The sequence below is a fragment of the Kribbella monticola genome, from assembly GCF_003261635.1.
Taxonomy (GTDB): Bacteria; Actinomycetota; Actinomycetes; order Propionibacteriales; family Kribbellaceae; genus Kribbella; species Kribbella monticola.
The window spans coordinates 133,277-159,505 of sequence record NZ_QFXK01000009.1 but is presented as its reverse complement, the minus strand read 5'-3'; the positions used below and the strand labels follow the sequence as shown (position 1 = coordinate 159,505).

The 26,229-nt window shown below is 68.6% G+C and carries 25 protein-coding genes; 10 read left to right on the top strand and 15 right to left on the bottom strand.

Going from position 1 to position 26,229, the window contains the following annotated elements; genetic code table 11:
* Position 1: 1 nt before the first annotated feature.
* The gene (locus tag DIZ26_RS04380) at positions 2 to 1,357 is read right to left on the bottom strand and encodes an aminotransferase-like domain-containing protein (RefSeq protein ID WP_112237958.1); all 1,356 of its coding nucleotides are present in this window, start codon (positions 1,355 to 1,357) and stop codon (positions 2 to 4) included.
* A 98-nt stretch (positions 1,358 to 1,455) separates the two neighbouring features.
* Between DIZ26_RS04380 and DIZ26_RS04375 the strand changes: the two genes are divergently transcribed.
* Positions 1,456 to 3,111: a bifunctional 3'-5' exonuclease/DNA polymerase gene (locus DIZ26_RS04375; RefSeq protein ID WP_112237956.1), complete on the top strand. Its 1,656-nt coding sequence runs from the start codon at positions 1,456 to 1,458 to the stop codon at positions 3,109 to 3,111.
* A gap of 6 nt (positions 3,112 to 3,117) precedes the next feature.
* Here the strand turns inward: DIZ26_RS04375 and DIZ26_RS04370 are convergent, their stop codons facing one another.
* A complete protein-coding gene (locus tag DIZ26_RS04370; RefSeq protein WP_232828136.1) occupies positions 3,118 to 4,095 on the bottom strand; it encodes an RNA polymerase subunit sigma-70 in 978 nt (325 codons plus the stop codon).
* Complete coding sequence (locus DIZ26_RS04365) at positions 4,095 to 4,580, bottom strand: hypothetical protein (RefSeq protein ID WP_198675893.1); 486 nt, start codon at positions 4,578 to 4,580, stop codon at positions 4,095 to 4,097. Before DIZ26_RS04365 ends, DIZ26_RS04370 begins: the two co-directional genes overlap by 1 nt.
* 221 nt (positions 4,581 to 4,801) lie before the next feature.
* On the opposite strand from DIZ26_RS04365, the gene DIZ26_RS04360 reads away from it, so the two are divergent.
* Both DIZ26_RS04360 and DIZ26_RS04355 read left to right on the top strand, forming a co-directional pair.
* Positions 4,802 to 5,611 (top strand): S-methyl-5'-thioadenosine phosphorylase, encoded by an 810-nt coding sequence (locus DIZ26_RS04360; RefSeq protein ID WP_112237954.1) that lies wholly within the window; start codon positions 4,802 to 4,804, stop codon positions 5,609 to 5,611.
* Complete coding sequence (locus DIZ26_RS04355) at positions 5,608 to 6,645, top strand: NAD-dependent epimerase/dehydratase family protein (RefSeq protein ID WP_112237951.1); 1,038 nt, start codon at positions 5,608 to 5,610, stop codon at positions 6,643 to 6,645. Before DIZ26_RS04360 ends, DIZ26_RS04355 begins: the two co-directional genes overlap by 4 nt.
* Here the strand turns inward: DIZ26_RS04355 and DIZ26_RS04350 are convergent.
* Both DIZ26_RS04350 and DIZ26_RS04345 read right to left on the bottom strand, forming a co-directional pair.
* Positions 6,619 to 7,788 (bottom strand): sensor histidine kinase, encoded by a 1,170-nt coding sequence (locus tag DIZ26_RS04350; protein WP_112237950.1) that lies wholly within the window; start codon positions 7,786 to 7,788, stop codon positions 6,619 to 6,621. The genes DIZ26_RS04355 and DIZ26_RS04350 overlap by 27 nt on opposite strands.
* A complete protein-coding gene (locus DIZ26_RS04345; protein ID WP_112237948.1) occupies positions 7,785 to 8,483 on the bottom strand; it encodes a response regulator transcription factor in 699 nt (232 codons plus the stop codon). The genes DIZ26_RS04350 and DIZ26_RS04345 overlap by 4 nt, the downstream gene beginning before the upstream one ends.
* Positions 8,484 to 8,606: 123 nt before the next feature.
* Between DIZ26_RS04345 and DIZ26_RS04340 the strand changes: the two genes are divergently transcribed.
* From DIZ26_RS04340 to DIZ26_RS04315, 5 genes are read left to right on the top strand one after another with little or no spacing between them, the layout of a single operon-like run.
* Positions 8,607 to 9,266 carry a glycosyltransferase family 2 protein gene (locus tag DIZ26_RS04340; RefSeq protein WP_112237946.1) on the top strand — a complete coding sequence of 220 codons (660 nt, stop codon included), beginning with the start codon at positions 8,607 to 8,609 and terminating at the stop codon, positions 9,264 to 9,266.
* Complete coding sequence (locus DIZ26_RS37770; RefSeq protein WP_198675892.1) at positions 9,263 to 10,549, top strand: DUF2064 domain-containing protein; 1,287 nt, start codon at positions 9,263 to 9,265, stop codon at positions 10,547 to 10,549. Before DIZ26_RS04340 ends, DIZ26_RS37770 begins: the two co-directional genes overlap by 4 nt.
* Positions 10,546 to 11,922 carry a glycosyltransferase 87 family protein gene (locus DIZ26_RS04325; protein ID WP_112237944.1) on the top strand — a complete coding sequence of 459 codons (1,377 nt, stop codon included), beginning with the start codon at positions 10,546 to 10,548 and terminating at the stop codon, positions 11,920 to 11,922. The genes DIZ26_RS37770 and DIZ26_RS04325 overlap by 4 nt, the downstream gene beginning before the upstream one ends.
* A gap of 5 nt (positions 11,923 to 11,927) precedes the next feature.
* Positions 11,928 to 12,785 (top strand): ATP-grasp domain-containing protein, encoded by an 858-nt coding sequence (locus DIZ26_RS04320; RefSeq protein WP_112237942.1) that lies wholly within the window; start codon positions 11,928 to 11,930, stop codon positions 12,783 to 12,785.
* A 41-nt stretch (positions 12,786 to 12,826) separates the two neighbouring features.
* The gene (locus tag DIZ26_RS04315; RefSeq protein ID WP_112237940.1) at positions 12,827 to 13,756 is read left to right on the top strand and encodes a threonine ammonia-lyase; all 930 of its coding nucleotides are present in this window, start codon (positions 12,827 to 12,829) and stop codon (positions 13,754 to 13,756) included.
* 84 nt (positions 13,757 to 13,840) lie between these two features.
* On the opposite strand, the gene DIZ26_RS04310 is transcribed toward DIZ26_RS04315, so the two are convergent.
* Positions 13,841 to 15,304: a glycosyltransferase family 87 protein gene (locus tag DIZ26_RS04310; protein ID WP_112237938.1), complete on the bottom strand. Its 1,464-nt coding sequence runs from the start codon at positions 15,302 to 15,304 to the stop codon at positions 13,841 to 13,843.
* Positions 15,305 to 15,465: 161 nt separating this feature from the next.
* On the opposite strand from DIZ26_RS04310, the gene DIZ26_RS04305 reads away from it, so the two are divergent.
* Both DIZ26_RS04305 and DIZ26_RS04300 read left to right on the top strand, forming a co-directional pair.
* On the top strand, positions 15,466 to 17,508 hold the full coding sequence (locus DIZ26_RS04305) for a right-handed parallel beta-helix repeat-containing protein (protein WP_157979577.1): 2,043 nt from the start codon (positions 15,466 to 15,468) through the stop codon (positions 17,506 to 17,508).
* A gap of 77 nt (positions 17,509 to 17,585) precedes the next feature.
* Positions 17,586 to 18,296, top strand: coding sequence for a hypothetical protein (locus DIZ26_RS04300; protein WP_112237936.1), 711 nt, complete (start codon positions 17,586 to 17,588; stop codon positions 18,294 to 18,296).
* 50 nt (positions 18,297 to 18,346) lie between these two features.
* Here DIZ26_RS04300 and DIZ26_RS04295 read toward each other — a convergent pair whose 3' ends face one another.
* The 9 genes from DIZ26_RS04295 to DIZ26_RS04260 all read right to left on the bottom strand — a co-directional run bounded on the left by DIZ26_RS04295 (position 18,347) and on the right by DIZ26_RS04260 (position 26,041).
* On the bottom strand, positions 18,347 to 19,102 hold the full coding sequence (locus DIZ26_RS04295; RefSeq protein ID WP_332872713.1) for a GAF and ANTAR domain-containing protein: 756 nt from the start codon (positions 19,100 to 19,102) through the stop codon (positions 18,347 to 18,349).
* A gap of 73 nt (positions 19,103 to 19,175) precedes the next feature.
* Positions 19,176 to 19,328, bottom strand: a complete 153-nt coding sequence (locus DIZ26_RS37345) for a hypothetical protein (RefSeq protein WP_157979576.1) — start codon at positions 19,326 to 19,328, stop codon at positions 19,176 to 19,178.
* 262 nt (positions 19,329 to 19,590) lie between these two features.
* Positions 19,591 to 19,914, bottom strand: coding sequence for a plasmid stabilization protein (locus tag DIZ26_RS04290; RefSeq protein ID WP_112237934.1), 324 nt, complete (start codon positions 19,912 to 19,914; stop codon positions 19,591 to 19,593).
* A gap of 57 nt (positions 19,915 to 19,971) precedes the next feature.
* The gene (locus DIZ26_RS04285; protein ID WP_112237932.1) at positions 19,972 to 20,421 is read right to left on the bottom strand and encodes a YbjN domain-containing protein; all 450 of its coding nucleotides are present in this window, start codon (positions 20,419 to 20,421) and stop codon (positions 19,972 to 19,974) included.
* The gene (locus DIZ26_RS04280; RefSeq protein WP_112237930.1) at positions 20,421 to 21,956 is read right to left on the bottom strand and encodes a hypothetical protein; all 1,536 of its coding nucleotides are present in this window, start codon (positions 21,954 to 21,956) and stop codon (positions 20,421 to 20,423) included. Before DIZ26_RS04280 ends, DIZ26_RS04285 begins: the two co-directional genes overlap by 1 nt.
* A complete protein-coding gene (locus tag DIZ26_RS04275; RefSeq protein WP_112237927.1) occupies positions 21,953 to 22,669 on the bottom strand; it encodes a hypothetical protein in 717 nt (238 codons plus the stop codon). The genes DIZ26_RS04280 and DIZ26_RS04275 overlap by 4 nt, the downstream gene beginning before the upstream one ends.
* Positions 22,666 to 24,333 (bottom strand): peptidoglycan-binding domain-containing protein, encoded by a 1,668-nt coding sequence (locus DIZ26_RS04270; RefSeq protein ID WP_112237925.1) that lies wholly within the window; start codon positions 24,331 to 24,333, stop codon positions 22,666 to 22,668. Before DIZ26_RS04270 ends, DIZ26_RS04275 begins: the two co-directional genes overlap by 4 nt.
* 129 nt (positions 24,334 to 24,462) lie before the next feature.
* Positions 24,463 to 25,512 carry a lipoate--protein ligase family protein gene (locus DIZ26_RS04265; RefSeq protein ID WP_112237923.1) on the bottom strand — a complete coding sequence of 350 codons (1,050 nt, stop codon included), beginning with the start codon at positions 25,510 to 25,512 and terminating at the stop codon, positions 24,463 to 24,465.
* A gap of 55 nt (positions 25,513 to 25,567) precedes the next feature.
* Positions 25,568 to 26,041, bottom strand: a complete 474-nt coding sequence (locus DIZ26_RS04260) for a hypothetical protein (protein ID WP_112237921.1) — start codon at positions 26,039 to 26,041, stop codon at positions 25,568 to 25,570.
* Positions 26,042 to 26,229 lie beyond the last annotated feature (188 nt).

Sequence of the window (26,229 nt, the reverse complement as noted above, 5' to 3'; positions counted from 1 at the left end):
TTCAGCGAGCCTGGTCCAGCGCGGCACCGAGGCGGGTCACCACGAGACGCAGTGTGGCCGGTGGAGCGGTGAACGGAATCCGGATGTGCCGCCGGTCGGTGCCGTCCGGTGTGAACAGGTCTCCGGCACCCAGTAGCAGCCCCTGCTCGCGCGCCGCGTCCAGCACCCGCCGCGCTCGTACGTCGGTGAGTTCCAGCCAGAGCGTCATCCCTCCGGTCGGCGTCGCCCACGTCACTCCGTCGAGCGTCTTCAGCCCGGCCTCCAGCGCTTGCAGGTTGGCTCGTAGCCGCGTCTTGCGCCGGGAGATCACCCGGTCGAGCCTGCCGAGGATGGCCTGAGCCAGTAGGTCGTCCAGTGCGCTGGGCGACACAACGCTGAGGTGGGCCGAGGTGTTGATGCGTCTGCGGAGCTGCCGACCGGTCCGCACCCACCCGACCCGCAGTCCGCCCCAGACGGTCTTGCTGAGCGAGCCGACGCTCACTGTGCGCGGGTAGCGGCTCAATGGCTCGGGCTGGTCGCCACTGGCCAGCCAGAGGGGTCGCATGGTCTCGTCGCTGATCAGAGCAGCGTCGTACCGTCTGGCGATCTCGACGACCGCAGTACGGCGATCGGCCGGCAGGCTGAGTCCGGTCGGGTTGTGGTTGTCCGCCTGGAGGTAGATCACTTTTGGCTTGTGCCGCCTGCACAGGTGTGCGAGCTGGTCCGTGTCCCACACACCGGCCGGCCAGCCCACTACGTCCAGCCGGTGCTTGCGGAGAAGGTCGAAGGCGGCCGGGTAGGTGGGCGACTCGGTGATGGCCACTCCGGGTCCCAGGTCCAGCCCTGCCAGCGCAGCGTTGAGTCCGGCAGCCGCGCCCACAGTGAGAGTCAGCTGGCCCGGCTCTGTCAGCACACCCTCCTTGGTGAGGCGCTCGGCCAACGCAGTACGAAGCTCCAGTGAGCCACCGGGCGGCGGGCCGTCTCCGCCCATCGCCTGCGGCAATCCCTCGGCCACGATCTGCGCAGCGACCTCGGCAACGTCATGTGGAGCAGCTGTGGTGGCGAACCGCAGATCCAGCATCGGCTGATCCCCGGCCGTGACAGTCGACGCCGGCGCGATCGGGTCGAGCAACCGGTCCAGCGGACGCACATGCGTGCCGGAGCCGCGCTTGGTCTCCAGTACGCCGTCGGCCCGCAACTGATCCAGAGCCCGTACGACGGTGACGCGACTGAGCCCGAGTCGCTCCGACAACACCCGCTCGGACGGCAACCGAGACCCGATCGACAGCTCCCCGCGCTCGATCCGCCGCAACACCAACGCTTCGACCTGTTCGGTCTTCGTTCCGTCCGCCGGATCCAGATCACTCCCCCGCCACATAAGTCCAGTCTCCCACCACTGGACTGCCACCGGACGCCTCGGGCAGCCGCACCGGCCTCGAGCACGGAAATGTCGGTAGAAGGTGTGAGGATCGGGGGGTGGACGAGCGGTGGGCGATTGCGCCGGAGGAGGGTGGCGGGGCGGTTCTCGTCGCGTTGCATCCGGACGGGCAGCCGGCCGGGGAGGTGATGCACGAGCGCGACCTCGCTGCGGCTGTGGGATCGCGTCCGCAGGTGAGTCGCTGGGTATGGCGGTCCACTGCTGAGATCTACCCACGGTTGCTGACGTCCGGCGTACGGGTCGAGCGGTGCTACGACGTGGAGAACAGTGAAACCCTTCTGCTCGGACACGAAGGGCGCCTGGGCGAGCCGCATTCGGCCGCAGCCGCGTGGGCACGGATGACCGGTGCACCGGTGCCGCCCGACCCGCCGCTGCGCGGAGTCGATCCCGGCGAGCAGTCGTCGTTGTTCGAGATCCAGACCGAGCCGCTGTCGTTCGAAGCGCTGCTGCGGGTGTACGCCGAGCAACTGCGCCGCCACCAGCAAGCGGAGTACCCGGACCGCATGCGGCTGCTCACCGCGTCGGAGTCGTCCGGCTGGCTGGTCGCGGCCGAGATGGACCGGGCCGGGCTGCCGTGGAGCGCGGAGGCCCATCGCGCCTTGCTCAGCGAGCTCCTCGGCGAGCGGTTCGCGGGCGGTGGCGAGCCGCGCCGATTGACCGAGCTCGCCGACCAGGTGTCGACCGCCTTCGGGCGGCGGGTGCGCCCCGATCTGCCGGCCGACGTACTGAAGGCGTTCAAACAGGCCGGGCACCAGCTGAAGACGACGCGTCGATGGGAGTTGCAGACCATCGACCATCCGGCGGTCGAGCCCCTGATCGAGTACAAGAAGCTCTACCGGATCTACACCGCCAACGGCTGGAGCTGGCTGAACGACTGGGTTCACGACGGCCGTTTCCGGCCCGGTTTCGTTCCCGGCGGCACGGTGTCCGGCCGCTGGATCACGAACGGCGGCGGCGGGTTGCAGATCCCCAAGGTGATTCGCCGGGCCGTGATCGCGGATCCCGGCTGGCGGCTGGTCGTCGCCGACGCCGCCCAGATGGAGCCGCGGGTGCTGGCCGCGATCTCCCGCGATCCGGGGCTGATGGAGGTCGCCGGAAGCGCCGGCGATCTTTACAAGGCCGTCTCGGACACGGCGTTCTCCGGCGATCGCGCGAAGGCCAAGATCGCCGTACTGGGTGCCATCTACGGGCAGACGTCGGGCGACGGGCTGAAGAATCTCGCCGACCTGCGGAAGCGGTTCCCGAAGGCCGTCGCGTACGTCGACGACGCGGCGCGGGCGGGCGAGGAGGGCAAGCTGGTGCGGACCTGGCTCGGGCGCACCTGCCCGCCCGACGGTGCGCCGATCGACGCCGCGATGCTGGAAGGTCCGCCCGCCGACGAGCCGCAGAAGGACAGCCGTCGCGCCCGCGCCCGGGGACGCTTCACCAGGAACTTCGTGGTCCAAGGCAGCGCCGCCGACTGGGCGCTCCTGATGATGGCTGCCCTCCGCCAGTCGATCGCGACCCTCAAGGCCGAGCTCGTCTTCTTCCAGCACGACGAGGTGATCGTCCATTGCCCCGCCGACGAAGCCGATCAGGTAGCCGCCGCGATCCAGGCCGCCAGCGACCTGGCCGGCCGCATCACCTTCGGCGACACCCCCACGCGCTTTCCCTTCGACACCGCCGTCGTCGAGTGCTACGCCGACGCCAAGTAGTCCGGCTCAGTCGACGACTACGTCGGGGACGTTCAGGTAGCTGAAGTCCGTCAGCTCGAAGGCGGTCATTTCGGCGATCAGGCCGTCCTCGATGCGGAAGACGTCTACGCCGAAGGGGCGGTAGAGGGTGTCGTCGGGCGTGCGGAGGTAAGCGGCCAGCGCAGGTTGGCGGTTGATGCCTACCGGGACGAACTGCCAGTGGCCGCGGTTGCTGTTGCCGTCCGGTGCGAGGTTCGCCGCGATGACCCGGTGTGCGTCGGCGCGGCCGGAGAACCAGAACGGGTACGGCGGCATGGTGAGCCGCACGTCCTCGTGCATCAGCGCGGCGATCGCTGCCGGGTCGGCCCGTTCCCATGCGTTCATGTACTTCGACAACAGCGCCTTCTCCGCGGCCGAAGGGTCCCCAGTAGGCGCCCAGTCCGTACGCCGAGCGGGCAGGTGCTCCCGTAGTACAGGCCTGGCTCGTTGCAGGGCGCTGTTGACCGCCGGCACGCTCAGGTCGGTTGCCTCAGCTGTCTCTTTGGCCGACCAGCCGAGCACGTCCCTGAAGATCAGTACTGCGCGCTGCCGCGCCGGGAGGTGCTGGATGGCTACCAAGAACGCCAGCTCGATCGTCTCCCGCCGTACGGCTACTGCGTCGGGCTCCTCAGCTCGATCAAGCAGTACGTCGGGGAACGGCTGCAGCCAGGGCAGGTCGTCGCGCGGAGGCAGCGGCGCAGCTGGGAATGACGCCGGCTCCAACTGGTACGGCAGGACTCGCTGCGGTCGGCGGCCCTCGTCGATGCAGGCGTTGGTCGCGATCCGGTACAGCCAGGCACGGAAGCTGGACCGGCCCTCGAAGTCCGCGCGCCGCCGCCACGCCCGCAGGAAGGTCTCCTGCACCAGATCCTCGGCGTCGTCGAACGAGCCGAGCATCCGGTAGCAGTGCACCCGCAGCTCGTGCCGGTGCCGCTCCACCTGTTCGGCGAACGCCTCCTCGGTCATCAGCTGCCGTCCTCCAGTTCGATCGTGCACGGCAACGGCGCATGGCCGGCCAGCCGGAACCAGCTGACCAGCCGACGGGTCCTCAGGTGCCGCGTCGACACCACGATGTCGTTGTGGAACCGCCGTGCCATCTGCACGCGCCGCATGGCGACCCCCAGCTCCACAGCCCACGGCTCGACGTCCGTACCTGTCGCTGCGATCGCCCTGCTCAACGCCGACTCGCACTGCTCGCGATCCTCAGGACCGGCCGTCCGAGCTCGATGGGCCGCGTCCAGCAGGAGCAGCGACGAGGCGGGGTCCAGTACGCCGCTACTGGCCAGCTCAGCGACCAGTGCGGACCTCCGCGCCAGCTCCGTCTCCAGCGACGCGCGCGCGGTCGCGACGCGGTGATGCAGCCGATCCAGTCGCCCGGCCGTCCAGCTCATGTAGGCGCCGAGCAGCAACAGCAAGCCACCGATCACCGCCAATACCCACGACGCCTGCACACCCCCATTCCACACCACCGCCCCTAGCCGCCGCCCCGTGCCGACGCCCCGTGCCGACGGACAGGAGGTACGGCCCGTACTGCGGTTCGCCGGCGCCGGGCTGAGCCTGGATCCGGCGGCTCGGCGCACGCACCTCCTGTCCGTCGGTACGCGATTACGGAGTGCTGACGGTCGGCGCGAATCGGGTAATCGGGGCGACTGCGGCTCTTAGGGTCGACGGTATGGCGGCAATCGGTGTGATCGGTGGATCCGGCTTCTACTCGTTCCTGTCCGGCGCGCGGCCGGTCGAGCTCGACACCCCGTTCGGGCGGCCGAGCGAACCACCCGTGGTCGGCGAGGTGAACGGCCGCGAAGTCGCGTTCATCCCCCGCCACGGCGCAGATCACCGCCTCCCTCCGCATCAGGTGAACTACCGCGCCAACCTCTGGGCCCTGCGCGAACTCGGCGTACGCCAGATCCTGGCCCCCTGCGCGGTCGGCTCGCTCGAACCAGAACTCACCCCGGGCACGTTCGTCGTCCCCGACCAGTACGTCGACCGCACCTGGGGCCGCGAACACACCGTGTACGCCGACGGTCGCCCGGTCGTCCACGTCTCCCCCGCCGACCCGTACTGCCCCACCGGCCGCGCCGTTGTGCTTGCCACTGGCAACCAACACGGGTCCGGCGAAGGTGCTGTCGTGGATGGCGGGACGATGGTGGTGATCAACGGACCGCGGTTCTCCACCCGCGCCGAGTCCCGGTGGCACGCGGCGCAGGGCTGGTCCGTCGTGGGCATGACCGGCGCGCCGGAAGCATCGATCGCCCGGGAGCTGGCGCTCTGCTACACCTCCATCGCGGTGGTGACCGATCACGACGCCGGCATCGCCACCGGCGACGGCGTGACGGAGGCCGAGGTCTACGCGGTCTTCGGTAGCAGCATCGAGCGGCTGAAAGGACTCCTGGCCGAAGCGATCGGCAAACTGCCCAAGCCGGACGAGGACTGCCAGTGCAGGCACTCACTGGACGGCACTGCCGCGGTGGAGCTCTGGTGAGGGTCCTGCTGACCGGCGGCGCCGGTTTCATCGGCCGTCACGTCCACCACCAACTAGTTGCTGACGGCTACGACATTGCCGTACTCGACTCATTGCGCGCGGATGTTCATCAGCATCGGCCGCAGCTGGACGGGTTGATCGTCGGAGACATCCGCGACCCCGAAGCCGTCGACCATGCGCTCAGCGGCGTCGACGCGGTGATCCACCTTGCGGCGAAGGTCGGCCTTGGCGTGGATCTCGACGACATGGACGACTACGTCAGCAGCAACAGTCTCGGCACCGCGGTACTGCTCCGCGCGATGGGCCGGCACAAGATCCACAAGCTCGTCTACGCAAGCTCGATGGTCGTGTACGGCGAAGGCCGCTACGAGTGCGATCGGCATGGAGTCGTGGCACCCGGTCCGCGCCGGATCGAGGACCTCGACCGCGGCCTCTTCGAGCCACCCTGCCCGATCTGCGACAACCCGCTGAGCCCAGGACTGGTCGACGAGTCCGCTCCGACAGATCCCCGCAACACCTACGCCGCCACCAAACTCAACGGCGAGCACCTGGCCGCGGCCTGGGCTCGCGAGACAGGCGGCCGGGTTGCGGCCATGCGGTTCCACAACGTGTATGGACCGGGGATGCCGCGCAACACGCCGTACGCCGGGGTCGCTGCGCTCTTCCGCTCCGCATTGGAGCGCGGTGAGGCACCGCGGGTCTTCGAGGACGGTCGGCAGCGCCGCGACTTCGTCCACGTCCGCGACATCGCCAGTGCCGTCGGTGCAGCCACCCAAGCACTCGACCAGAGCCCAGAGTTCGCCGCGTACAACGTGGGCAGCGGGACCGTGCGCACGATCGGCGACCTCGCAGCGGAACTCGCACGCGCGTACGGCGGCCCGTCGCCCGTCGTCACCGGTGACTACCGGCTCGGCGACGTCCGGCACATCACGGCATCCTCAGCTCGGCTCCGTGAAGCCTTCAACTGGAAACCCGACTACGACCTGGCCACCGGAATCGCGGACCTGCTACGGGGTGGCGTGGACCGGCGGTAGGTCGATCTGGAAGGCGCAGCCGCCCGCGACGTTCGTGACGCCGATGGTGCCCTCGTGGGACTCGACGACGCCGCGCGCGATCGCCAGACCCAGACCGCCGCCACTGCTGCTTGCACTACCGGCCGTGCTGCTGTTCGCCGGCGTACGCTGCTCGTCACCCCGCCAGCCGATGTCGAAGACGCGCTCGAGGTCGTCGTCGGGGATACCGCCGCAGCCGTCGGTCACGGCCAGCCGGACCCGGCCGTCGGACTCGCGACCGACCGACAACCGCACGGTCCCGCCACGTTCGGTGTGCCGGATCGCGTTGCCGACCAGGTTCGTCACCGCGCGGGTCAGCTCGTCCGCGTCCCCGTGCACAGCGAGTCGGTCGTCGCCGTCCGGCGCGTCCACGGTCAGCAGGACGCCCTCCGACCGAGCGTGCTCACACGTCTCCCCCGCCACGTCCTCGGCCAACTCCCGCAGGCTCACCGCGGATCTGCGGCGCGGCGGCGGCGCGGCCGACAATCGGGACAGCTCGAACAGGTCGTCCACCAGCCCGGTCATCCGGTCGACCGTGCTCCGCATCTGCCGGAGCGCTCCGGGCACGTCCTCGATCACGCCGTCCTCCAGCCCTTCGGAGACGGCCCGCAGCCCGGCGAGCGGCGTACGGAGGTCGTGGGACATGAAGGCGACCAACTCTCGGCGGCTGGTCTCCAGCGCGCGCTCCCGCTCGGAGGACGCCGCCAACCGCTTCCTGGTCATCTCCAGCTCATCGGTCAGTGCAGCAAGCTCCGCAGGCACGCTGCCCCTACTACCGACGACAGCAGGCTCGTAAGACGTACCGAGGTGCCGCAGGCGAAGGCCGACGTCGCGTGAGCCCGTCGTGATCCAGTGCCCCAGCAGCACCGACATTGCCAGCCCCAGCAGGGCCGAGAACGCCAGTGTCCACAGCACCACCAGGGAGTCGTGCTGCGAGATGAACATCGCCCGAACGCTCTGCAGTACTGCGGCCAGCGCGGCCGCCATCGGGGCGAGCGCGGCGACGATCATCGTGATCCGCAGTGAGCGACGCCGGAACTGCCACAGGATCGCGCCACCGAGCGCAGCGACCACCAGAGTCCACAGCGTGGTCAACGCCAGGATCGTCATCGTGTCGCGGTTCATTCGGCCACCCCTGCGAACCGGTAGCCCGTGCGCGGGACAGTGAGCACCAACTGCGGGTCGGAGGGATCGACTTCGATCTTCTCCCGCAACCGGCGGACATGCACGGTCACTGTCGAGGAGTCACCGAAGTCCCAGCCCCAGACCCGCCGGAGCAACTCCGCCTTCGTATAGGCCTTGCCCGGGTGTGCGACGAGGAAGGCCAGCAAGTCGAACTCGCGGTGCGTCAGGGACAGCTCAGCACCCGACAGGAATGCACTGCGGGCAGCCGTGTCGACAGTGATCGGTCCGGCGGTCAGCTTGGTCGGCGTGAGGTCCACGCCACCCAGGCGCTCCTCGCGGCGCAACATCGCCTGCACTCGCAGCGTCAGCTCGCGCGGACTGAACGGCTTCACGACGTAGTCGTCGGCGCCGACCTCCAGCCCCACCAGCCGGTCCTCTTCCTCACCGCGCGCGGACAGCATGATCACGGCCGCGCCGTCGTCCGCAGCACGCATCCGCCGGAGCACATCGAGCCCTGACAGTCCGGGCAGCATCACGTCCAGTACTACGACCGACGGCTTCCACTGCTGCCAGACCTCGAGTGCCAGTACGCCGTCGGCGACGACCCGGGCGTCGTACCCGGCCTTCGTCAGGTACGCCGAGACCACGTTGGACACCGTCGGGTCGTCGTCCACCACAAGTACGCGAGTAGCCACGGCACGAGAGTAGATCTTCGAACTCCTGCCGAGTGCCACGCAGGAGCGGTCGATGACCTGCCGTAAGCGATCCGTAGCCGCGATCCGGCCCGCCGGCAGCGCGATCTTCCCTACGGTCGAAGGGTGCCAGCAGCAGAGGTCGATCTCATCCTCCCGTGCCTGAACGAAGCCGCTGCCCTGCCATGGGTGCTCGGCAGGCTTCCGGCCGGCGTACGGGCCGTTGTCGTCGACAACGGTTCCACCGACGGCTCGCCGGACCTCGCGGCCATGCTGGGCGCCACGGTGGTCGACTGCGACGTCCGTGGATACGGCGCTGCCTGCCATGCGGGTCTGGAGGCTGCGACGGCGCCAGTGGTCGCCTTTCTCGACGCGGACGCGTCGCTGGATCCACAGCAGCTAGTGCGCGTCACAGCACCGGTACTGGCCAAGCGGATCGACCTGATGCTCGGTCGCCGCCGACCCGTCTCCCGCGACGTCTGGCCGTGGCACCTGCGTCTCGCCAACGCGGAGTTGTCCCGCCGGATCAGGCGGCGTACCGGCGTACGGCTGCATGATCTCGGGCCGATGCGGGCCGCCAGGCGCGAGGCACTGCTCGGTCTGGCGCTGGTGGACCGCCGATCGGGCTACCCGCTGGAGACAGTCGTCCGCGCAGCCGACGCAGGCTGGCGCATAGCCGAGGTGGACGTCGACTACCTGCCCCGCTCAGGCCGCTCCAAGGTGACCGGTACGCCGCTGGGTGCCGCCCGCGCTGTCCTGGACATGACGAAGGTGCTCGGTCGATGACGGCCGGGACATTGATCGTCATAGCGAAGGAACCGGTGCCTGGGCGGGTCAAGACGCGCCTGCAGACCGAGTTCACCCCCGCAGAGGCGGCCGCGCTCGCCAGGGCCTCCCTTGCCGACACGCTGGCCGCAGTACGCGCCACCGGCGTACGCCGGAAGGTACTCGCGCTCGACGGGGACTCCACGTCGACGCCGCCTGGGTTCACCGTAGTACCGCAGCGCGGCGGCGGCCTCGACGAACGACTCGCTGCCGCCTTCGAGGACGCGTACGCCGGTACGCCGATGCTCCTGGTCGGCATGGACACCCCGCAGGTGACACCGGCGTTGCTACGAGCCGACTGGACGGAGTACGACGCTGTGCTCGGCTTGACCGAAGACGGCGGCTACTGGTGCATCGGGCTTCACCGGCCCGACGCCCGTGCGCTGCTCGGCGTACCGATGTCGACCGACCACACCGGCGCGGATCAGCTGGCCCGGCTGCAGTCACTGGGCTACAGCGTCCTGCTGCTGTCGAGACTGCGGGATATGGATACGCCTGCTGACGCGGCCGCGCTGGCGATGACGTACCCCGAGCTGCGGACCTCCCGCTTGCACCGGCGACTGCAGCACACGGCGCACCCCTCGTTGCTTTTCGACAAGGCACTGGAGGGCGCACCGGTCGTTGCCACCGGCAGCGATGGGCGCACAGTCGCATCATTGTCAGCGGTGGACCGCTGGCAGGCCCCCGCCGATGCGGTGGACCGCTTGGCCTTGAGCCGCTGCGAGGGACCGGTCCTGGACATCGGCTGCGGGCCCGGCCGGATCGTCACCGCCCTGGCCGAGCGGGGTATCCCGGCACTCGGCGTCGACATCTCCGCTCAGGCGGTCATGCTGACGAACGAACGAGGCGCACCTGCCCTGCGGCGACCGGTGCAGGAACCGCTGCCTGGTGAAGGCCGCTGGGGCAGTGTGCTGCTGATGGACGGCAACATCGGCATCGGCGGCGCACCGGAAGCGCTGCTACGGCGCTGCGCGGAGCTGGTTCGCCCGGACGGACTAGTCCTCGTCGAGGTCGATCCCGACGACGACCTGGACGACACCGCGCCGATCGTGCTGCGCAGCGCGAGCCGCCATTCGCATCCGTTGCCCTGGGCAAGGGTAGGCAGCCGCGCCGTACTGCGGTACGCGCTGGCCGCGGATCTCCTCGCCACCGAGGACTGGCGCGCTGACGGCCGCGCGTTCCTCACCTTCCGTCGCTGCAGCACCGCAGTCGCCTCGACTCCGCTGAGAGCCGCCCGCCGATGAGGCTCAAACTCGTGACAGCCGGTCTGCTCACAGCAGGCACCAGTGCCGGGGTGATCGCCGCAGAGTCCGCCAGCTGGTGGCCCAACCTTGTGCTCTGCACAGCCTTCGCAATAGTCGCAGGAATCGTCTGGCTGATCACCAGACATCCCGCAGGCGACCACGCGATCCTGTACGTCGTTGCGGTCGCAGCGCTCTGTCAGGTGCCTGGCCTGACCACCGCGCCCATCACCAGCACCGACGCCTACCGCTACGCCTGGGACGGCCGCGTCCAGCTCTCCGGGAGCTCGCCGTACTCACACGTCCCCCTGGACGACGCACTCGCTCGCCTACGCGATCCAGTGCTTTTCCCCGGCCTCTCCCCCACCGACAAGTCAGGCGTAGTCGGTCCACCGCGCGTCCCCCCCGACCCCGCTGCTGTCACTGCACTCTCCACCGACGATCCACGCACGAGGATCAACCGTCCGCGTGTGCCGACCATCTACCCGCCTGTCGCCCAGGCCTTCTTCACTGCAGTCGCACTGGTCACTCCTTGGTCTGCGGGCACCCTGGGACTCCAGTTGGCCGCAGCGCTGCTCGCCGTAGTACTCACAGCGCTACTCGCCGCGGAACTACGCCGTCGTGGACGTGATCCACGCTGGGCGGCCATGTGGGGTTGGTCACCGATCGTCGCCTTGGAGGCCGGAAGCGCTGCCCACGTGGACGTCCTGGCCGCCCTGCTCATCGTGGCGGCCGTCATCGCAGCAGCCAGGCGTAGACCGGTCCTTGCCGGAGTACTCCTCGGCGCCGCTGCCTCCGTCAAGCTCCTGCCACTCCTGCTGCTCCCTGCCTTCACCTCTCGCCGGTTGCGCACGCCATTGGTTGCCCTCGGCACCTTCGTCGCGTCGTACCTCCCTCACCTGCTGGCCGCAGGCACTCTGGTGGTCGGCTTCCTGCCCGGCTACCTGACTCAGGAAGGGTTCTCCGACGGCAGCTCGAGATCAGCGATTCTCGCGCTGGTACTGCCTCCTGAGGCCCGCCAGCTCGCCGCCGCTCTCCTAGCCGTCAGCCTCGCCGTGCTCGCGATCTACCGGCACGGCCGCGAGCCGATCGCGGTCACCTGCTGCTGGCTGTACGGCGGCGCGCTGCTGATCACGACGCCCACCTACCCGTGGTACGGGCTGCCCTTGATCGCGCTCGCTGTGCTCGCCGGGCGACTCGAATGGCTGGTCGTTCCTGTGGCCGCCTACCTGGCCTACGCAAGCTTCGGGCACGACCTGCGGCAAGGGCTGATCCACCTCGCCGCAGCGACGGTCGTCGTCGCCACGGTCGCACTGCGTCACCGTCCGAACGCCGGAAGAGAGTTTGACGTCCCGGTCGAAGCGCTCCGACACTGATCCGCGTGACTAAACGCATTGCTCTGGCCACCTCCGCCGACCACGCGGACCTGCACGCGCACGACCTGCCGCTGGTGGCAGCGCTGCAGACCGCAGGCCTCGACCCGGTCGTTCAGGTGTGGACCGACCCGTCGGTGGACTGGTCGGCGTACGACGGTGTGCTGCTCCGGTCGGTCTGGGACTACCAGACCCGCTATCTCGAGTTCACCGAATGGCTGGGCCAGCTCGACAAGGCCGGCGTACCGGTGCTCAACGACAGCGACCTGGTCCGCTGGAACGGCGACAAGCGGTACCTGCTGGAGCTCCGCGAGCGCGGCGTCGCGATCGTGCCGTCGCAGGTGGCGGCCGGTGCGTGCCTGCGCGAGGTGGTCGCCGGGCTCAGCGGCCAGGAGATCGTGATCAAGCCGACGGTGAGCGCCAGCGCGCGCAACACCGTGCGCGGTCTGGCCGGCTCCAGCGAACTGGACGCCGCGATCGACGAGTTGCCGGCGGACGTCTATCTGGTGCAGCCGTTCCTGCCGGAGATCCAGTCCGAGGGCGAGTGGTCGCTGATCTACCTCGACGGCGAGTTCAGCCACGCGGTCCTCAAGCGGCCCGCCGACGGTGACTACCGGGTGCAGGATGACTTCGGCGGCACTGCCGAGTCGGCCGACCCGACGCCCGCAGTACGGGCTGCTGCCGACGCCGTCCTGGCTGCGGTCGACACCCGTACCCCGCCGGTCTACGCCCGCGTCGACGGCGTGGTCGCGGCCGGCCGCTTCCTCCTGATGGAACTCGAACTCATCGAGCCCTACCTCTTCTTCCCCCAGCACCCACCTGCCGCCACCCAGCTGGCCACCGCCGTCGCCGGCCGACTGAGCTGACCAACGGGCAGCCGATGAGTCGGGCCGACTAGGGTCGGGGTATGCCGACCCTAGAGGACATCCGCCGAGCAACCGCCGGACTCCAGGGGCGGATTCACCGTACGCCGATGGTCGAGTCGTCCGCGCTGGACGAGTTGTTCGGCGCCCGGCTGACGTTGAAGGCCGAGTTGTTCCAGAAGACCGGTAGCTTCAAGGTGCGTGGGCTGCTCCACAAGACCCTTCAGCTGACGCCCGGCGAACGCGAGCGCGGCGTGATCACCGTGTCCGCCGGGAATGCGGCCGGCGCGCTCGCCTGGGCTGCCCGCGACGCCGGCGTACCGGCGACCGTGGTGATGGCGAAGACCGCCGTAGCGGCCAAGATCGACGCGGCCCGGGCGTACGGCGCGCGGGTGGAACTCGTCGAGGGCGATCTGATCGCGGCGTACGAGTCGATCCGGGACGAGCGCGGGCTGACCGGGGTTCATCCGTTCGACGATCTCGACGTGATCACCGGGCATGCCAGCCTCGCGCTCGAACTGCTCGCCGACGCCCCCGACCTCGAGACCGTGCTCGTGCCGGTCGGCGGTGGCGGTCTGATCTCCGGCGTCGCGCTGGGCATCAAGTTGCTCCGGCCCGCGGTCCGCGTGATCGGGATCGAGCCGGAGACCGCCGATGTGGTCAGCCGCAGCCTCGAGGCAGGTGCGCCGCAGAAGCTCGCCACCGCGAAGTCCGTCGCGGACGGCCTCGCCGCGCCGGTCTGCGGCACGCACAACTTCCCGATCATCCGCCAGTACGTCGATCAAATGGTCCGCGTCGGCGAGGCCGCCCTGATCGAGGCGACCCGGCTGGTGATGTCACGCACCAAACTCGCCCTCGAACCAGCAGCGGCCGCTTCCTTCGCCGCCCTACTCGAAGGCAAGGTCGAACTGACCGGCCTGACCGCCGCGGTGATCAGCGGCGGCAACCTCGACGTCTCCAAACTCAACCTGTAACGAGCGCGCCTGGTCAGGCGTGCGCCGGATCCAGTTGCCGCCCTTTCCTGCGCCTTCCTTTCTTCTGTCCTTTGTTTCTTGCTTTCAGGCGTGCGCCGGATCCAGTTGCCGCGGCGGCAGGTCGGAGACCACGCCGTCGCTGGGGTCGTCGACCAGGTCGCCCTGGCGGACCGGGTCCTTCTCGGGCAGCAGGATGTCGCGGCTGACGACCAGCATCAACCACAGCGTCCCTGCCATCCGGAGGATCACCGCGAACCAGTAGATCTTGTCCGGCGCCTCCGGCTGCCCGGGCGCCAGGAACTGGGCCAGATGCAGCCAGACCATCATCCAGTAGAACGACTCGCAGGCCTGCCAGATCAGCCAGTCGCGCAACCTCGGCCGGGCGAGCGCGACCAGCGGCAACAGCCACAGCACGTACTGCGGTGAGTAGACCTTGTTGACCAGCAGGAACGCGGCGACCACCAAGAACGCCAGTTGCGCGAACCGTGGCGGTCTCGGCGCCATCATCCCCAGGATCGCGATCGACAGGCACAGCCCGGCGAAGATGACGATGTTGAGCTGATTGACGTCGGCGACCTCGTGTTTGGCCAGCTTCAGCACGTACCAGATCGAGCCGTAATCGCTCTCGCGTTCGTCGTTGAAGACCCAGAACGACATCCACTCGTTCTTGGCCAGCAGGTAGATCGGCGCGTTCACCACACCCCACGCGAAGATCGCGGCCACCGTCGCCTGGAACCACGGCCACAGCTTCCGGCCCCGGATGCAGACGATCAGCAGCGGGCCGAGCAGCAGGAACGGGTAGAACTTGGCCGCGGTCCCGAGCCCGAGCAGGATGCCGAACCAGATCGGCTTGCCCCGCGACCACGCATACATCGCGCCGGCCGTGAGAACGACGGCGAACAGGTCCCAGTTGATCGTCGAGGTGAAGGCCAGCACCGGGGCGGCCGCGACGTACAGGGCGTCGAGTGGCTGGCCCCGCGCCGCGCCGGGGCGGGAGGCGACGCCCCGCGCGGTCCCGACCGTGAGGCCGACCAGCAGCAGGGTGCAGAGGAACAGCATCACGACGTTGACGACGAAGAAGACGCCGGCCGTGTCGCGCTTCTGCTCGGGGGTGAGGTCCTTCTTCGGATCACCGGTGATCTGCCAGGTGATCTTCGCGGCGACCTCCATGAACCCACCGGTCAGCACCGGGTACTCCAGGACCGGATAGTTGCCGGTGTCCAGGAACGGCCGGTTGCCCTCGGCGAAGCCGCGCTCCTGATAGAGGTAGCCGATGTCGGAGTAGCACAGCGCCTTGAACGGCCGCCAGTCCTGCCGGTCCCAGCCGTTCGCCATACAGGGCGCCTTCTGCAGTACGCCGAGCGCGAAGGTGATCGTGCAGACCGCGAGCGCGATCCGCAGCGGGGTCCACCACGAGCCACCGAGCCGGGCGAACCGGCCGGCCACACCACCCAGGCCGACACTCAGGCTCGCGACGGCCGGATCGACCTCTGTCGGCGCCGACCGCGGCTGAGAGTCCTGGGTACGTCGTGAGGTCACGGTGGACATCGTCTCCTATCCGGTCGGCCACCTGGCAAGCGGCGCCCGCCAGGGTACCCACGAACCCCGGCCATCGGTGTGACCCACCCTGCGACCCTGATCGAATTCATTGTGACTGCACCGGTCCCGTGCCAGGCTGCGACAAATTCACCTCACCTCTGGGGGCCGGCGTGCCGCTCAATCACCTTCGCCGAACGGCGACCGCCGCCTCCACCCTGCTACTGCTCCTCACAGCGTTGCCGCTGCCCTCCGAAGCGGCCCAGCCCACGGCCCCGGCTCTCGTCACCGCCACCACTTGGCCGGCCACTCCCCCGGCCCAGATCTGCGGCAACTCAGGCCTGCTCGACGGGCCGGCCACTCCCCCGGCAGGAGCGGTCACGGTTCCGGCCGGAGACAACTCCGCCTTCGACTTCAACCGTCCGGGTGCGACGCTGTGGTTCGCGCCGGGAACCCACACCCTCGGCGACGACATCTACGGTCAGATCATCGCCCGCGCCGGTACGACGTACGTCGGCGCGCCCGGCGCTGTGCTCGACGGGCAGCACAAGAACCTCTACGCGTTCACCGGTGAGGTCGCCGGGGTGACGGTGAAGTATCTGACGATCAAGAACTTCGGCCGCGGCCTGGACAACTTCAACGCCGGTGTCGTCAACCACGACTCCGGGCCCGAATGGACGATCCGGTTCAACACCGTCGCCGGCAACGACGGCGCCGGCGTCTTCCTCGGCTCCGGCAACCTGCTCGCCGACAACTGCCTGAGGGACAACGGCCAGTACGGCTTCAGCATGTTCCGGCCGCCGATCGAGGGCGATTCGGCGATCAAGGAGATCACCCTCGACCACAACGAGATCACCGGCAACAACACCGACGACTGGGAGAGCCGGGTCGAGTACTGCGGCTGTACCGGCGGCGGGAAGTTCTGGGACGTGCTCGGGGCGCGGGTGACGGCCAACTGGGTGCACGACAACCGTGGTACCGGGTTGTGGGCCGATACCAACAACATCGACTTCCTCTTCGACGGCAACACGATCGAGGCCAACGACGGGGAGGGGATCTGGTACGAGATCAGCTACAACGCGACCATCCGGAACAACCGGATCGCCCGCAACGCCTGGGTCAGCGGCCGCAAGAACCTCGGCTCCCCCGGCCCGGCGATCTACCTGTCCGAATCCGGCGGCGACGCGAGACTCCGCAGTACGACCAGCGGCGCGGCGAAGATCCGGATCTACGCGAACAGCTTCGAGGACAACTTCTCCGGGGTCTCGATCTTCGAGAACGCCAACCGGTTCTGCAACTCCAACGGCAACACCAGTACGGGGTACTGCACTCCCTTCGTGCACCCGACCCTGATCCCCGCCGAGCCACGCAACCCCGACTATCCCGATCCGGTCAGCTGGAACCACCTCTGCTACACGGCGATCGCGACCGCGCCGTACACGAACGACTGCCGCTGGCGGTCGAAGAACATCGAGATCAGCGACAACGACTTCGCCTTCGACCCGGCCGTCGTCCCGTGCGCCGGCACCTTCTGCGGGGTCCAGGCGCTCTTCGCCACCGGCGCCGACAACATCCCCTGGTCGCCGTACACCGTCGCGGGCATCCAGAACGACGTGATGTTCCACAACGGCAACTCGTTCCACGACAACCGGTACTCCGGCGGCTGGCGGTTCGCGAAGGGCTACGGCGAGACGATCGACTACGCGACCTGGCGAGCCGCGCCGTACAACCAGGACGGCGGCAGTACGGGCGGCAGCACGAACAGGAACGACCTGGACGCCGACACGGCCGGCCTCGAAGGATCGATCGGCCAATGGACCAGCTGGTTCGGCGCGGGCATCAGCCGGGACCAGACGGTAGCGCACACGGGATCGGCCAGTCTGCGGATCGCGGTCACCGATCCGTGGGGCTGGGGCGTCCAGTTGGGCAACTGGCCGGGCTTCAGCACCTCGCCGGGGGTCAAGATCCTCTCCTTGTGGGGAAAACTCGGTTCGGGCAGCGGCCTTCGTCCGAGGCTCCAGGTGAAGTGGCTCGATGCCAACGGCAACCTTCTCCAGGCCGACGAGGTGGCGTTGCCCGACCTGACCTCAAGCTGGCAACAGGCGACCGCTCACGTCACCGCGCCGGCCGGCAGTGCCACGGTCACCGCCTATCTGGTGGGTTCCGGCAGCTCGGGCGACTCGCTCTACCTCGACGACATCACGATCGGCCACTAGCCGGCGCGGCCTGCGATCCGCGCTGGGCGGCACGCTGAGGTCGTGCCCGGCTGGTTTTGCGTGGCTACCATCGGTGGATGGAGTGGCTGGTGTTCCTGCTGGGGGGCGGCGGCGTCGCTTTGGCGGGACGTTATCTGTGGGACCGGCGAGCGGCTCGCCGGTCGGACGCGGCTGAACTGGCGGAGATCCGTAAGGTCGCCGACGAGGACGTCACCGAGTTCGGTGAGGAACTCGGCCGTCTCGATCTCGTCGTCGCCGGCCGCGAACTCGATGTGGACACCAGGCACGACTACCAGCGCGCGCTCGACTCCTACGAGTCCGCCGGCCGCCGGGTCGCGCACCTGCAGACCCCCGACGCGATCAGTGCGGTCGTCGACGCGCTGGCGGAAGGCCGGTACGCGCTCTCCTGCGTCCGCGCCCGTGTCGCGGGACAACCGGTACCGGAGCGCCGATCGCCTTGTTTCTTCAATCCGCAACACGGCCCGTCGGTCGTCGACATCCAATGGACGCCGTCGAGCGGTGGAACGCGCCGGGTGCCGTCCTGCACCCAGTGCGCCGCCCGGGTGAAGGCCGGTGACGAGCCCGCGGTCCGTTACGTCAAGTACGGCGCCCAGCGCGTTCCGTATTGGGAAGCGGGCGCGCTCATCGAGCCGTACAGCCTCGGCTACTTCGGCATCAGCAGCATCGCGCGGGCGACGGTGATGGCGTTGTCGATGGAGATGCGCGGCGAGGGCGGCGGCCGCTGGGGCAACGAACCCGAGAAGGACAACTCGAAGAGCCCCGGCTGACCGAGTACCAGCCGCAGTACGAGCCGCGGTACGAGCCGCGGTACGGGCTGCTAGGAGCGCGGGAGCTTGCGGGTGTCGACGAGTTGCTGGGCTACCTCGCGGAGCTTGATGTTGCCGTGCTGGGAGTAGCGCCGGAGCACCTCGAACGCCCGGTCGGCGTCCAGGTCGAAGCGCTCCATCAAGATGCCCATCGCCTGCCCGATCAGCTTGCGCGCGTCGACCGCCTGCGCCAGGTTCGCCTCTTCGCGGGCCGAGGCCACCGCCACCGCCGCGTGCCGGGCCAGGATGTGCGCGACCGCCTCGTCGTCGGTGCTGAACGCGTCCGGCATCGTGTTGTACACACTGAGGACGCCACCGGTCCGGTCGGAGACCACCAGCGGAAGATGCAGCACGGAGTGGATGCCCAGGTCGCCGAGCAGTTCGGACCAGCGCGGCCAGCGCGGATCGACCTTGGCATCCGGGATGTGCACGACCACTCCGTTGCTGAGGGCATCGATCATCGGGCCCTCGCCGGCCTCGATCTGGAACTCGTAGACCGTTTCGATCACCGGATCGCTGACCGCCGCGACCTGTGGCCGGCCATCCCGGACCGCGAACATCACACCGGCGTGACTGCAGTTCAGCGCCCGCAGGGCGAACTCCACGACCGCGTCCACAGTCTCGGTGACCCCGTCGGAGTCGTGCAGTTCCGTCGCCAGCCGCGCGAAGACGTCGGCAGTCGGAAACTCTGCGGGGTTGAACATGTCGGACTCCAGGCATGCCTCGATACCAAGGGCGCCCGCGTCGCTGGAGCGATCCACGGTCATATGATGCATCCTCGACGCCGGTCCCGCAGCACCCGATGCATAACTTCGGTATTACTGTTCGGCGGCAGCCGGGTCAGGGGATTTCCGGCTGGATCCCGGGCGCGCGGCGGCCGAACCAGGCGTCCAGCAACGCATCGTCGGTGACCACGTCCGCGTGGTCACCAGCCGTCCGCTCCACGATCCGGAGCAGCGCGATCAGCCGTCGTGCAACGTCAGTCCCCAGCACTGTCAGAGCTCCTCTCCCCACCCTGTCTATCGCCGGGGAGCCCGCAAGTGTTTCACCACCTCAGCAAAACCTTCGTGAATGCGTAGTGGCGAAGTAACTGAGCGTCGCTCACCCCTGCCGCCCGCCACCCGCCACCCGCCACCCGCCACCCGCCAACGGTGATAGTGAGGCACAGGATGCGGTGGATCGCGCAGGGGTGAGGTGGCTGGACGTGCACGTACCGCCGGCCGTGGCCGGCGGTACGGCGTACTGGGGGTGGCGGTTACCTGCCGACCGCCTTGGCCAGTTCGGCCTTGTTCATCGTCGAGCGGCCCTTGATGTTCTTCTGCTTGGCCTCGTTGTAGAGCTGCGCCTTGGTCCGGCCCTTCGAGCCGCTGTGCGACCGCAACCCGCCGCGGCGGCTGGAGGAGATGTCGTGGGTCGAGCTACGGCTCGACTCCTTCGCTTCACCTGCACGGGCGCGTTCCTTGTTGACGGTGCGGGCGGCGATCTCCTCGGCCAGGTCCTCGCTCCGGCCGCGCTTCTTCAGTCCGGCCTTGATGTGCTCGTACTGCCGTTCGCGCTTCTTGTTCGAACCAGCAGGCATGTCCTTTCTCCTTTCCACCTGCCGCCCAGGTACCCCGTCGCCGCAGCCGCAATCAGCTCAGAGCGCGAGCCGCTCGTACGCCTGGATCGGGTCGTCGCCCGCGGCGGCCGCCTTGAACTCGGTCAGGCAACGATCGACGGTCAGAACGTTGCTGTAGACAAGCCCACGGCACAGCGCTTCGGGCAGTTCGACCCCGTCGGAGAGGAAGACCATCGTCCGGAAGACGAGCTCGCCGCTGTCGAGGTCGAGCTGGAACGCGCCGGTGAGCAGGCGCCAGTTCGCCCGGACGACGAGTTGGGTGACGGCGTCGAGGTGCTCAGGGCCCACGGTCAGCGGCAGGACCGACTCGAACGCGAGCTGCCCGAACGGGTCGTACGGGCGCGCCCGGCAGTCCCAGGCGTCGTCGGTGCCGGCGAACCGGGTCCGGATACACGGAACGCCGTCGAAAGTATCCGGCGCGACCGGCCAGCCGTCGGCCGCCAGAAACCCGAGCACCTCGCGAAACATCAGAACGCCCCGGCGAGTTCTTCGGCGAGCATGGCCCGCAACGAGCGCGCCTCCGAGAACCCGGGCTCGAGCTGTAGCGCTCGCTCCACCGACTCCCGGGCCGCCCGCAGGTCCCGCATCCCACGCCGCGCCACGGCCATCGCGAACGCCGCCGGCGCACTCGCCGGATGTTCCTTGACCGAGAGTTCGAGGAACTCGATCGCCTCGGGAAAGCGCTGGATCGCCGACAGCAGCAACCCCAGGCACAACGCCACGTCGATCGGTTCGCCAATCGGGAAGTAGTTGTCCCAGACCTGGCCGAGGATCCGCTGCATCTCCAGCTTGGTCACCTCGGGCGCACCCGGAAGCACGTCCAGCAACGCCGGCAGGAACTCGATCAGCAAGGTGGGATCGCAGCGCGACAACCGCAGGCTCGCCAGCATCGCCTCGAGCGACAGCGCAGCCGCCGTACCGAGGAGTGGGCGCAGGCTGAACGTGTTGTCCGGACCGGTATCGACCAGTTGGTCCTGAACCCAGGTAGTGAATCGCTCCGGTTCGGCCACCGGTCCTTGGACGAAGGCGCCGACCACCAGGCTGTTCGCGGGTTCGGCGGGCAGGATGCCGACGCCGCCGCGTCGTCGGACCCAGCGGGCCAGGAGGTCGAAGTTGACCATCAGCGAGAACGCGCTGCCGTGGAACACCACCGCGGGAGTCTCATAGGAGCACAGCTCTGCTCGGGTGCGATGACCCTTGTCGGCGACCATCGCGAGGCTCGGGCCGGCGGTCAGCCCGGCCAGGAACTCCAGGCAGCGCATCCCGCCGACCGGGGCGAGCACAGCGGTGTCGTCGAGCCATTCCCGGTAATGGTCGAGGACAGCGGCGAGATCCGCGTCGATCGGCTCACACGCCCCGGTTTCCCAGTCGATCGACTCTTCCCCCGCGGCCACCTTGAGCTCCAGCAGGTCGCCGCCTCGGAGCGCGAAGCAGTCGTGCCGCAGGGTGTCGAACACGTAGTTGGCGATCCCGATCACCGGTGCGCGCAGCGACCCTGCGCCGATGGTCCGGCCGGAGACGAGCAGTTCCAGTGGGCCGGGCCGATCGGCGTCGAGGACGGCGAAGTCGATCAGTCCTTCCTCGATGAGAGGCCCGTACGACGGGTGGGCTGCCCACGCGCTCACTCGCTCGGCCGCGAAGTCGGTCACCACGTAGGTGAACCGCAGACCGGGAGCGAGCGCTCGCAACTGCCGCACGAACAGATAGGCGAACCGCCCCGTCCCACCGCCGAACTCGACAAGGTGTGGCACCTCCTCGGCACCCTGCGAAACCGCGGTGGATCGCAGGAACTCCAACGCGATCCGGGCATAGGTGTTCGCGATCCGTGGATTGCCGGTGATGCCGTGCGGTACGTCGCCTCCGCCCCAGATCTCCGGCGCACCCCGGTCGTAGAACGTCCGCTGCCGATCCCACAACGGCGATTCGGACAGGCGCACCGCAGTACCCGTCGGTTCTTGTACTGCGGCCAGCACCGACTCGATCGACTTGCCCCCACCGGTCATTCGCTCCCCCAACTGAACTCGGTCTTCCGCAGCACACCGTCGCCGATCGAGTCGACCCGCAGTGGACCGACCGTGACACTCGAGAACCCGCCTTTAGGTGCCTTGGGCAACGACAGCTGATCGACGAGGCCGAGTTCCCAGCCGGCAGACACAGCACCGTCCAGCTCGGGAGGTTCGACGGTCTGAAGCTCGCGGTCGACGATCAGGTAGTCCTTGTCGTAGCTGAGCGCCTCGATCCGAAGCTCGCCCGCAGTGCGGACGTCGATCGGCTCGCTGCCGACGTGCCGGAGCGCGACGCGGACCGGCGTACCGGTGACGGTCAGTTCGATCGCTGCCGACGGGAAATCGGCGAGGTCCTCGCGGAAGCCACGCAGTACGCGAACCAGCTCCTCGTACCCCGGGGGCGGGCTCGCGTTCGACGCGAAGGTGGCGTCCGGCAGGTCGTCCGCGACCAACTGCTCGATCGACCCGCTGGGCGCCCGCACCACCGGCTCAGCCCCCGCAGCCGAGTCCGTCGCGGCTCGCGCGGTGGCTCGGGCCGAGTCCAGGGCGTGGGCGAGGGCGGTGCGTTCCTTCGTCGTCAGGTCTCGGGCGAAGCGCCCGACTCGCCAGCCCTCGGTCTGCCAGCCGGTGACGTGACCGTCGTCGTCGACAACGAGCCCGAGCTCCAATGTCGACGAGCCGTAGTTGCTGAGGGTCAGTCGCACGGTCATCGGCGTTCCGGCTTCCAGACATCGGCAGCACCGGTCTGCAGGGTCCATTCCCGCGCCAGCAGGTTCACGTACGGCTGCACGTGCCGCGGTTCGATCGGGTGCTCGTGATCGGCGGCCTTCAGACCGCCGCCGCCCTTGGCCGGTGTGGTTTCCATGGTCCCCATCAGGCTCCTGTTGGAATAGAGGAACGGCGTGACCGCGAGCCGGAAGTTCTCCTGGAACCCGGTGACGGCCTTGGCGTTGAACGCCGCCTGGATGTCGTTGTAGACCGAGGCCCCTGCGTTCGCCTTCGCGTACTGCTGCGCCACGAACCGGGAGAATCCACCCTGCTTCTCCCCCAGCGCGCCGTTCACCACCGCGGCCAGTTTGGCGCCCCAGCGCTTGTCGTCGCTGGCGGCGATCGGGGCCGCCAGTACGTCGGTCAGCGGCAGGTTGGCCTTGATGTTCGTGGCGAGCTTGGTGCCGTCCGCAGCCACGCCGGCCGGGTCGGCGACGTCGGGCTCCTCACCGGTGGTCGCCACGTAGTGGTCCTCGGTCCGGTTGTACTCGTCGGCCAGCCCGATCAGGTGGCCGAACTCGTGCGGCGCCATCGAGCGCCGAGGATCGATCGTGTACCAGGTGCCCGAGTTCGACCGGCTGTCTCCGCGCTGCTTCTTCGGCAGCGCTGGGTCGAACCGGAACACGTCGACCGCATGATCCCCGCCACCGCGAACGGCCTTGAAGTCGAGGTTCATGCTCTTCTTCTTCGGGTCGCTGTGGTTGACGGCCTTGAAGGTGCTCCAGATCTCCTTGATGTCGCTCAGCCACTGGCTGATCTTCGCGTCGACCCCGGCCTGTTTTTTGGTAAAGGTGATGCCGACGCTGATCGACAGCGCGGTCTTGGAGAGCTTCCAGTCGTACGCCGCGCGGAGCCCCACGTTCTTCACGCCCTCCACCTCCTCGCGCCAGTCGAACTCGACGTGCCCCTGGCTCGCGGCACCCGCCGTCTCCAGCTTCGCCCAGGTCCCCGGGTCCGCGACGCCGTTCGCGGCCACCTTGACGCTGGTCTGGAACTCCTTCAGCGCCGCGTCGGTCTTGGTCCCGAAGATGCCGTCGATGACCAGCTTCTTGCCGGTGGTGGCGCCACTGTGGTTGAGCCGGTCCTGCAGTTCCTTCACGGCCACGCCCTTCGCACCGGCCTGCAGTTGCTTGTGCGTTCCGAGTGCAGGATTGAGCGGAACCTGGGTGTTGCCCGGCCCGACGACGACAGTGTCGGTCCCACTGATCGCGACCGACGGCGCCCGGGTCTTCAGCTGGGCATGAGTGACCCCGTCGACGATGCCGTCCTCGACGACACCGGCCACCTTCTCGGCGATCAGCTTGCGCTGGAACGCTTTCGCGGCCGCGGTTGTCTCCGGATCGAAGCGGCCGGTGATCGCTAGCCGGGCCACGCCACTGACAAGGTTCAGCTGCTGCTGGATCACGCCGACGTCGTGCGAGGGTCCGTCCCCCTCCTTGAGCCGCTGCACGGCCAGCGAGGTGACGAAGTCGGCCACCACCCGGTTGCCGACCTGCCGCTGGAGTCTGGCCAGCTCGTGTTCCGGCGGTGCGGGCGCAGGCTGGTGCCGCCCGGCCACCGGCTTGGTCGCACGGGCGTCCTGGACACGGCGCGGCCGGTCAGCCATACCTCGAACGGTAGCCGCGCCGCCCCCACCAGGTCTTGCCCGAACGGGCAACGAACGCTGCCCGCCCCCAGCCGGCCCACCGGCGTACCGGCGTACCGCTCATCTGCGCACGGCGTACCGGCGTACCGGTCAGGGGACTCGGGTGAGCCAGGCCTCTGTGCCGAACTTCGACTCGACACGGCGCTGCGCTTCCGCGACCGTCTCGTCGTCGATGGTGGCGTCGTCGAGGCCGTAGCGGTTGGCGAACGTACCGACCAGGCGCTTGATCACCTCGGCGCGTTCGAGGCCGGTCTGGCTGCGCAGCGGGTCGACCCGCTTGTTGGCGCTCTTGGTGCCCTTGTCCGACATCTTCTCGCGGCCGATCCGCAGCACCTCGAGCATCTTGGTGGCGTCCATGTCGTACGCCATCGTCACGTGATGCAGTACGGCGCCGCCCGCGAACCGCTTCTGCGCGGCACCCGCGATCTTGCCCGCCGGCGAGGTGATGTCGTTGATCGGCTGGTACGTCGCGGCGATCCCCAGTTCGTTCAGCGCGCCGACGACCCAGTCGTCCAGGAACGCGTACGAGTCGACGAAGGACAGCCCGGAGACCAGCGACTCGGGAACGTAGAGCGAATAGGTGATCGTGTTACCGGGTTCGACGAACATCGCCCCGCCGCCGCTGATCCGGCGTACCACCGTCACGTCGTGCTTGGCGGCGCCGGCCAGGTCGACCTCGTTGGCCAGCGACTGGAAGCTGCCGATGATGACCGCGTTCGACGCCCACTCCCAGATCCGTAACGTCGGCGCCCGCTCCCCCGACCCGACCTGCTCGGCCAGCACTTCGTCCAGCGCCATCTGCAGCGCCGGCTCCCGCGGTACGTCGTGGACGAACTCCCACGCGTGATCGGTCCACGCCGTGGCCCCGGTCAACGCACGCCGTACGGCGATCGCCACCGCCTCGGGCGAGAACCCGACCATCTCGACCCCGTCCCCCAGCACCCCGCGCACCCGGGCAGCGATCTGCGCCACCGGAGCCCCCACCGCTACGCCGGCCAGCGCCCCGTCGATCCGCTCCAGCGCATCATCCGGCTCGAGAAAGAAGTCCCCACTGATCCGCCCCCGCCGCACCACCTCCCCGACGACCTCGAGATCAGCAACAACCAACTTCCCACCGGGCACCTTGTATTCACCATGCACACCAGTAGCCAACCACCACCCCGGACCAGATGTTCCGGGGCGGTGGGGTCAGCGACTACTGGACCTGGAGGGTGGGGCTGGTCAGCTTCTCGCCGGCGCTGTCGCTGGCGTAGAAGACTGTTCCGACAGAGGCGTAAGCGCCTGGCGACCGGGCGACGAAGCAGGCCGTCCAGGGTGTCGACCTGGTCGTCCCCTTGGCGACCTTGAAGTCGGCCTGAGCTCCGTTGCCACACGAATGGAAGACCGTGGACTTGTAGTAGTCCTCCTGGACCAGCTTCGGAGTCCAGTCGTACGGGCTGGTGTTGGAGAAGTTGACCGTGAACCACACGTCGTCGGCATCGGCCCACGCACAGGTCTGCCACTTCCTGGTGTGTGTCGAGTCAGCGTACTTGTACCCACTGCAGGCGCTGCCCTTTCCGCCGGGTGGAACCACCGTCGTTGCCGAGGCTGATCCCGTCGACACGACCAGACCCGCGACCGCCAGCGGCATGATCGCGAGCACCGACGTCGCCCTGCTGAACTTCTTCATTCCATCTCCCTCGAGCTAGACAGTTGACAGCCCGAAGCTACGAACGGAAGGCCGGCAGCGGTACCCCTTCTGCATTGCACGTTGCTGCAAACCCCCTCGTTTTGCAGGTTGTTGCAATCGCCAGCGATTACTTGCCGATGGCATCTAGTTCGGCGACGACATCCCCGGGGCGCGCCACCAGCTCAAAA

What these genes read in the sequence shown, in the direction of transcription:
- DIZ26_RS04380 (WP_112237958.1), bottom strand. Translation starts at nt 1,357, where the DNA reads ATGTGGCGGGGGAGTGATCTGGATCCGGCGGACGGAACGAAGACCGAA.
- DIZ26_RS04370 (WP_232828136.1), bottom strand. Translation starts at nt 4,095, where the DNA reads ATGACCGAGGAGGCGTTCGCCGAACAGGTGGAGCGGCACCGGCACGAG.
- DIZ26_RS04360 (WP_112237954.1), top strand. Translation starts at nt 4,802, where the DNA reads ATGGCGGCAATCGGTGTGATCGGTGGATCCGGCTTCTACTCGTTCCTG.
- DIZ26_RS04350 (WP_112237950.1), bottom strand. Translation starts at nt 7,788, where the DNA reads ATGAACCGCGACACGATGACGATCCTGGCGTTGACCACGCTGTGGACT.
- DIZ26_RS37770 (WP_198675892.1), top strand. Translation starts at nt 9,263, where the DNA reads ATGACGGCCGGGACATTGATCGTCATAGCGAAGGAACCGGTGCCTGGG.
- DIZ26_RS04325 (WP_112237944.1), top strand. Translation starts at nt 10,546, where the DNA reads ATGAGGCTCAAACTCGTGACAGCCGGTCTGCTCACAGCAGGCACCAGT.
- DIZ26_RS04315 (WP_112237940.1), top strand. Translation starts at nt 12,827, where the DNA reads ATGCCGACCCTAGAGGACATCCGCCGAGCAACCGCCGGACTCCAGGGG.
- DIZ26_RS04310 (WP_112237938.1), bottom strand. Translation starts at nt 15,304, where the DNA reads ATGTCCACCGTGACCTCACGACGTACCCAGGACTCTCAGCCGCGGTCG.
- DIZ26_RS04300 (WP_112237936.1), top strand. Translation starts at nt 17,586, where the DNA reads ATGGAGTGGCTGGTGTTCCTGCTGGGGGGCGGCGGCGTCGCTTTGGCG.
- DIZ26_RS04295 (WP_332872713.1), bottom strand. Translation starts at nt 19,102, where the DNA reads ATGACCGTGGATCGCTCCAGCGACGCGGGCGCCCTTGGTATCGAGGCA.
- DIZ26_RS04290 (WP_112237934.1), bottom strand. Translation starts at nt 19,914, where the DNA reads ATGCCTGCTGGTTCGAACAAGAAGCGCGAACGGCAGTACGAGCACATC.
- DIZ26_RS04285 (WP_112237932.1), bottom strand. Translation starts at nt 20,421, where the DNA reads ATGTTTCGCGAGGTGCTCGGGTTTCTGGCGGCCGACGGCTGGCCGGTC.
- DIZ26_RS04280 (WP_112237930.1), bottom strand. Translation starts at nt 21,956, where the DNA reads ATGACCGGTGGGGGCAAGTCGATCGAGTCGGTGCTGGCCGCAGTACAA.
- DIZ26_RS04275 (WP_112237927.1), bottom strand. Translation starts at nt 22,669, where the DNA reads ATGACCGTGCGACTGACCCTCAGCAACTACGGCTCGTCGACATTGGAG.
- DIZ26_RS04270 (WP_112237925.1), bottom strand. Translation starts at nt 24,333, where the DNA reads ATGGCTGACCGGCCGCGCCGTGTCCAGGACGCCCGTGCGACCAAGCCG.
- DIZ26_RS04260 (WP_112237921.1), bottom strand. Translation starts at nt 26,041, where the DNA reads ATGAAGAAGTTCAGCAGGGCGACGTCGGTGCTCGCGATCATGCCGCTG.